At 39.1% G+C, this 6,104-nt stretch carries 6 protein-coding genes; 3 read left to right on the top strand and 3 right to left on the bottom strand.

The window, feature by feature from the left end; translation table 11 throughout:
* Positions 1 to 226 precede the first annotated feature (226 nt).
* Complete coding sequence (locus ACUVXA_RS14510) at positions 227 to 1,198, top strand: MDR/zinc-dependent alcohol dehydrogenase-like family protein (protein WP_445871996.1); 972 nt, start codon at positions 227 to 229, stop codon at positions 1,196 to 1,198.
* A gap of 43 nt (positions 1,199 to 1,241) precedes the next feature.
* On the opposite strand, the gene ACUVXA_RS14505 is transcribed toward ACUVXA_RS14510, so the two are convergent.
* Positions 1,242 to 2,435 (bottom strand): ADP-ribosylation factor-like protein, encoded by a 1,194-nt coding sequence (locus ACUVXA_RS14505; RefSeq protein WP_445871995.1) that lies wholly within the window; start codon positions 2,433 to 2,435, stop codon positions 1,242 to 1,244.
* A gap of 242 nt (positions 2,436 to 2,677) precedes the next feature.
* Between ACUVXA_RS14505 and ACUVXA_RS14500 the strand changes: the two genes are divergently transcribed.
* Positions 2,678 to 3,961: a VWA domain-containing protein gene (locus ACUVXA_RS14500; RefSeq protein ID WP_445871994.1), complete on the top strand. Its 1,284-nt coding sequence runs from the start codon at positions 2,678 to 2,680 to the stop codon at positions 3,959 to 3,961.
* 579 nt (positions 3,962 to 4,540) lie between these two features.
* Here ACUVXA_RS14500 and albA read toward each other — a convergent pair.
* Positions 4,541 to 4,819, bottom strand: coding sequence for a DNA-binding protein Alba (albA, locus tag ACUVXA_RS14495; protein WP_445871993.1), 279 nt, complete (start codon positions 4,817 to 4,819; stop codon positions 4,541 to 4,543).
* A gap of 327 nt (positions 4,820 to 5,146) precedes the next feature.
* Between albA and ACUVXA_RS14490 the strand changes: the two genes are divergently transcribed.
* Positions 5,147 to 5,578, top strand: coding sequence for a DUF5788 family protein (locus ACUVXA_RS14490; protein WP_445871992.1), 432 nt, complete (start codon positions 5,147 to 5,149; stop codon positions 5,576 to 5,578).
* 89 nt (positions 5,579 to 5,667) lie between these two features.
* On the opposite strand, the gene ACUVXA_RS14485 is transcribed toward ACUVXA_RS14490, so the two are convergent.
* Complete coding sequence (locus tag ACUVXA_RS14485) at positions 5,668 to 5,907, bottom strand: Lrp/AsnC ligand binding domain-containing protein (RefSeq protein WP_445871991.1); 240 nt, start codon at positions 5,905 to 5,907, stop codon at positions 5,668 to 5,670.
* Positions 5,908 to 6,104 lie beyond the last annotated feature (197 nt).

The following is a 6,104-nucleotide window of genomic DNA, read 5'->3' as shown; positions in this document are numbered from 1 at the left end:
ACCGAACACCATTTAGGCGGTGTCCTAAATGGGTAAGTTTCGGACAACGGTTATTGAACAATTCCATAACTTCTTTTGGCATCTTAGCCAAAATATCACACTCCATAAATATTTTCATAATAAGTAATTTATATTCCTTTGTCTGGAAGATGGATAGCTGAATTTATCAATATGGTTTTATTATAGTTTTTATTTAAAACTGTAATAATGAATGAAAAATTGGGATGTGTTTGTTTTGAGGGCTTTGCTAATTGAGAATAGGGAAATAAAAGTTGTTGAGGATTATCATAAACCCGAGGTAAAACCTGGTTGGGTTTTAGTTAAACCTAGTGTGGTTGGAGTCTGTAAAACAGATTTGGAACTAGTTGAAGGATATATGGGTTTCAGCGGTGTTCCGGGGCATGAGTTTGTAGGTGTGGTTGAGGAGTCTAGCGATGAGAAATTTTTGGGAAAGCGTATAGTGGGTGAAATAAATTTCGCATGTGGTTCCTGTGAATACTGTGTGATGGGGAGGCAGAGACATTGTCCCAATAGGAGTGTTTTGGGTATCCAAAACGCAGGTGGTGCTTTTGCCGAGTATGTTACCTTACCTCAGGAGAATGTCCACACTGTTCCTAAATGGGTTAGTGATGATCAAGCGGTGTTCGTAGAGCCTCTGGCAGCATCCTTGGAAATATTGATGCAGACACACATTAAACCCACTTGGAAAGTTTATGTTCTTGGTGATGGAAAACTCGGCTTACTAGTTTCACAGGTTCTAAGACTCACTGGCTGCGACTTGGTACTGGTGGGAAAACACGAAAACAAGTTAAGAATCGCAGAACGACAGGGTGTTAAAACAACCACTCTGGGTAACCTCCCTGAAAACAAGGCGGATTTAGTGATTGAGTGTACTGGTAACCCCAATGGTTACAATCTAGCAAAAAGATTGGTTCGCTCCGCAGGAACTATAGTTGCTAAGAGCACTTACCATCAGAATTTAGAGTTGAATTGGTCAGAGATTGTGGTAGATGAGATTAACATAATAGGCTCAAGGTGCGGTCCATTCGAACCAGCAATAAGACTACTGGAACAAGGACTTATCGACACAGAATCTTTGATAACAGCCAAGTATCCCTTCAAAGACATTTTAAAAGCGTTTGAACATGCAAGAGATTCAGAGGCAATAAAAATATTAGTAGAAATGGAGAAGGAATGAGAACCGATCCTTTAAGGAACTTTTTTCCTGCTCTGATTTTGCTTTAGATTACTCCTATGTTGCGTATCCAGGGCTGGAGTTCCTCTCCCAGGATACTTAGTACACCGCTCTTTTCGGTAGACGACAACACTCCGGCTATGTAGACTGTTTTATCGTCCCAGTCTGTAGGCTTGCAAACAATAATTGCATCCGGACCCAACTCCACGGTCATTGTGCTAGCTTTCATGGAGTAATTTTTAGTTAACATTTCTCGAAGCCAAATCATCCTCATGGTGGTTGTCAAAAGCACATTTCGAAAGCTTGAAGTATAATCCGCAATCAACAGCGCCTTATCATCAAACAGCATAAGATCCTTGCTCTCCAATAGATCTCCATAGTCTCTCAGTATACCCTCAATCACCGGCGTAGCGCCCGCAATTTTTCTTAAAGCAGTTGAAAAACTTAAAAACAGTTTCTCAGTTTCAAAAACACTCGTAACATCGACATGGAATCGATCAGAGCGATGCTTTCTAAAAATCTTAGCAATATTCTTTTTCAGTAAATCCAACCTCTCTCCATAATCGGGTGGCATCGACACTTCAGCATCCAGCTTATTTAGAAAAACCGCAGTATAAGGAATCTCACACAAAGAACCATAAACTTCAAGAATACCATTAAGATAGTCCAGAGCGGCATTATATCGACCATAATCCTGAGCATCAACCACAAAAATCAATAAATCAGTACCACCAAAAACCACACTCTTATCCTCAAAATACTTCACCCGATACTGCTCCAAACCACCCAAATCATAAAAATCCGCCTTAATCCAGCCAAATAAACCCATTTCCTCTCTCTGAAGCCCCTCAGTAGGCCTCAACTCACTAAGAGTCTCCTGCCCATTCTTCGAAGCCGCACCGCATATTTTTAAAGCGTTTAAAATCGAGGTCTTACCCGAATTATCAAGACCAGCCAAAATAATCTTTTTCTCGTCCCTAAATTTATCCCCACTCACCGCCACCAGTATTTTCGCAGCAAAAATCCACTTCTCCAGCTGAGACCTACCAATACCAGTTAATTGACTAAGAGCCCGAGAATCCTGCTGGGAAAGCTTCTTAACATTCTTCACACCATGATCCTTCAACAACTTACCAATTTCAGAACTAATACCCACAATAATCTGCGGCGTAGACTTTGGAATCCTCTTAACATCAACCGGCTCCTTAGTTAAAAAATCCCTAACTCTCTCAAAGCTCATAGGGCTCACCTCACCTTCAAAACCTGTATGCATAAAAATTTCCAATTTTTGATAAAAATCTATGAGAAAAAGTAATTATAACTCTTTTGTTATTCAACAACCACCAAAAAACCACAACCCCCGCTCAAAAAAGCCCCACATTCCAAAAAACAAACCCGAATGAAAAGCATTTATTAATCCCCAAATTCAAATAGAAATTAAAGCAAAAACACTCTCAACAACGAGAATGCGAGGTCATAAAAATGGAACTCGAAATAGTAAAAGCAGGCGAAACCGAAGGCGCAGCATACATCCACCCCGAAACCGCAAAAACCGAAGGAATCTACGAAGGAAACATAATACTATTCGAAGACCCCACCACCGGAAACTTCGGCGCCGCACCAGTATACACCGACAAAAAAGTTGAGAAAAACAAAATAAAAATCGACTCCACCCTAGTAGAATCCAGCGGACTCGACGAAGGCTTCACAGTCACAGTCAAAAACTACACCGGAAAACTACAACCCCTAAGAAGAATAATAATCGGCGTAGAACCCCTCAGCGGACAATCACCAGAAGACGTATTCAAACAAGCCCAAGAAAGAAGAAACGAACTCAAAAAACTCCTAAACAAAAGAGTCATCTTCAAAAAAATGAAACTCCGATGGAAAGACCTCGAATCCAACATCAGCATAGAAAACACAGACCCCGACCTCAAAGGACAAGAATTCGCCATAGTCAACTGGCCCGAAATCGAAAGAGCCGAAATCGTACCCATAGGACCAGCCATGCCCTTCAACGCCATACTACTCATCGACGTATCAGGAAGCATGAGCACCAAAGACATGAAAGTAGTAAACATAGCACCCGCAAGAGAAGGAATAGTCAGCCTACTCGAATCCGAACAAATCTCAAGCTTCCTCTCCAAATTCGAAGAAGGAGACGAAGTAAAAAGAAGACACGGAGCAGCATTCGCCTCACTACTCTACCTAGCAGAAAAAGTAGGAAGAGGATACGGAGAAAAAGTAGCCATAGCCACCTACCACGACGAAGCCAAAATCGTAAAATTCGACGGAAACGAATACTACGACGCCACCACCGGAAAAATAGACCAAGTAGCAGACACCATACTAACCGAAGTCGCTTATAAGACGGGTGGCTATACTAACATGAGTGATGCCCTTCGTAAGGCGATAGGTCTTCTTAAGAAGTCGTTTAAGAGCGGTGGACAGAACATGATTATCTTCCTGACCGATGGTTTTCCGCAGGGTACGGATACTGAGGAGGCTGTGATGTCCATTGTAGAGAGGGAACTTGCGCAACTTTCCAATGTGGTCTTGTACACGGTGGGTCTGGGCGGTGAGGTTAACGACCGTTTGATGGAGAACATTGCTACCGTGACTGGTGGCGTGTACTTTAAGGCTACTGATTTGGGTAAGCTTCTTAACTGGTACAGTGAGTTGGCGAGGACTTTTACGAAGGCGGTTCATCAGAAGGAGAAGACTCCGGAGGAAGAGGCGGTTGCTGCTGAAACTAGTAGTGTGTGATTTAGTTTAATTTTTTCTTTTTATTTTCCTGCCTATTTTTTTATAGTATTTAGCGAAGTTTTTGAATCATTTTGACTGTGAAGAAAAGCTCCTTTACCGAAAAGAAGCCATAAAAAGGCAGATTTCGCAGTCGTTTTGTTTCAAAAACTTTTCAAGGCACTATAGAGATTTTTTTTTAACTTTTTAGCATTACGAACCCCTATATGACCTCTCAAAAATCAAATATTTTGCTAACCTTAATTGGGATACTGATTATATTTACACAAGGCTGAGGCAGATTTATGGGAAACCTCTTGGAATCATACTTTTAGCAGTTGTACTGATAACTGTTATCGCTGTCCTAATACTATACATTCCATAAAAAACAAGCATATTTGTAGGAAATAAAAAATTAGAATTAGAATAAAAGAAAATAAAATGAAAAGGGCTGATTATTTATTTGCCCTTCCACACCTTTCTCAATTTTTCTCTGGGAACTTGTTTGTTACTGTTTCTCTCTATTTTTTTTGCGAGAATTCTTTTGGTTTTTCTCTGTTTTTATGTGGTCTTTGTTTGTTTTGGTTGGGTTTTTTGGTGGTTTTACTTTGAGAGTGTTATGGTCATTGCGGATACGTTGCTTTGTCCTCGTTCGTTTTCGATGGATTCGGTGCCGATTTCTATGCTTTTCACTTTTAGGTCTGAGAGAAATCTTTCTCTCGTGATTTCTGCTACGTCTACGGCTCGGCTTATCGCCCTTCCTCGGGCTTTGATTGAAACTTCTTTTGTTCCCTTATTGAATTGGGTTATTACTGCCAGAACATAGTTCATGGTTGGTTTTCTATTTCCGACAAACACAGTGTTTTCGTCTGATTCAGCCATTTTCAACACCTTTCATGAATTTAATACTCTTTTGCTACTTGTTTCTCAATTGTTTTCTCATTGATGCATTGGAGTATTAAAATAAGTTTATTATACATATTTATAAAAATTTTTGTTCTAATTTTGCTCGAAATTTAATATAAGCCATTGTAATAAAATATTGAAATTTGACTAATATTTTATCCAATTATTAAAAGTTTTAAAGAATTTGATAAATTTTAAAGCACTAAAGTTAGTTAAATAAGTTTTTTAAAAAAGTAAGATGTGGATACGAGATAATTGGAAACTTTTTTCTATTTTTCGCGATTATTAATAGTCTGTGATTGTATGTGGAAATCTAAGAAAGAGAGGGTTATTCATAAACTTTCAAGCCCCTTTTCTTACACAAACGCCACTGTTCCAGAGTCTATCTGTATTAAGGGTAAAGAAGTCAAGTTGGAGTCAATTGTGGATGAGTTCGAAGATCGTGAAATTAAGGGGAACTTAACTAGCAGGGATATCATTTTTGGTGCCACCCTCTCCAGACTCTTGGAAAACGAAATTCTCAGAGTTATAAGTGATATAGAGAGAGGCAAGATTTCTCCCGAAGAAGCTGAGAAAAACCTAGATACCTGGCTTGGTATGCTAAGAGCGTCAAAATTTCTCAAAAAACCGGAAGAAAAAATGGATACCAGAGAAATTGAAAAGGATGAGAAAGTGGTGTACGTTAAATGGGCTAAAAAATTTATGGACTCTGAACTATTTGCCTATCGCTGGTAGCAAAAATTTTCCCAGATTCAATAATTTCAAACTATACCAGAGATTAAAAAAATGTGGAGGACTGTTGCGGCGATTTTTTCTTTCTGGTATTATTTTTCGGGTGCAATGATGCAGGTCATGGTTTCAACTATTCCCTCCATGGGTCTTAAAACATCGAAAATGAACGAGTCCAATTCTTCCGAACTGTTTATACTCACCTTAAGTATTATATCATACAGTCCATAGACCAGATCTGCGTTCTCTATAGAGCCGAATTCCTTTAAGGTAGATAGAATTTTTTTCTCAAAACCAGAAGCAGTCTTAATAAGAATATAGGCGGATGTGACCAATTCCGAAACTCCTCCTACAAAACATTAAATCAAAACATAGTATAAATTTTTTTGAAACCCACTATTATTAAAAAGACAACTCCGAGAATTAAAAACATTCCCTTTTCTAACCAACGTAAACAGTAAATTCCCCCCCTTTTCAGAAAATTAGTAAAAGTTAAGTAGTAAGTTCCCGAATGGTATGTTGCCAGGAGGAT

The sequence above is a fragment of the Candidatus Jordarchaeum sp. genome, assembly GCF_052745115.1.
The sequence above is the reverse complement of the archived record's forward strand: the minus strand, read 5'-3'. Positions and strand labels throughout refer to the sequence as shown.

Excerpts from the sequence above, each read along its gene's own strand:
- ACUVXA_RS14505 (WP_445871995.1), bottom strand. The coding sequence starts at position 2,435 with ATGAGCTTTGAGAGAGTTAGGGATTTTTTAACTAAGGAGCCGGTTGAT.
- ACUVXA_RS14500 (WP_445871994.1), top strand. The coding sequence starts at position 2,678 with ATGGAACTCGAAATAGTAAAAGCAGGCGAAACCGAAGGCGCAGCATAC.
- albA (WP_445871993.1), bottom strand. The coding sequence starts at position 4,819 with ATGGCTGAATCAGACGAAAACACTGTGTTTGTCGGAAATAGAAAACCA.
- ACUVXA_RS14490 (WP_445871992.1), top strand. The coding sequence starts at position 5,147 with ATGTGGAAATCTAAGAAAGAGAGGGTTATTCATAAACTTTCAAGCCCC.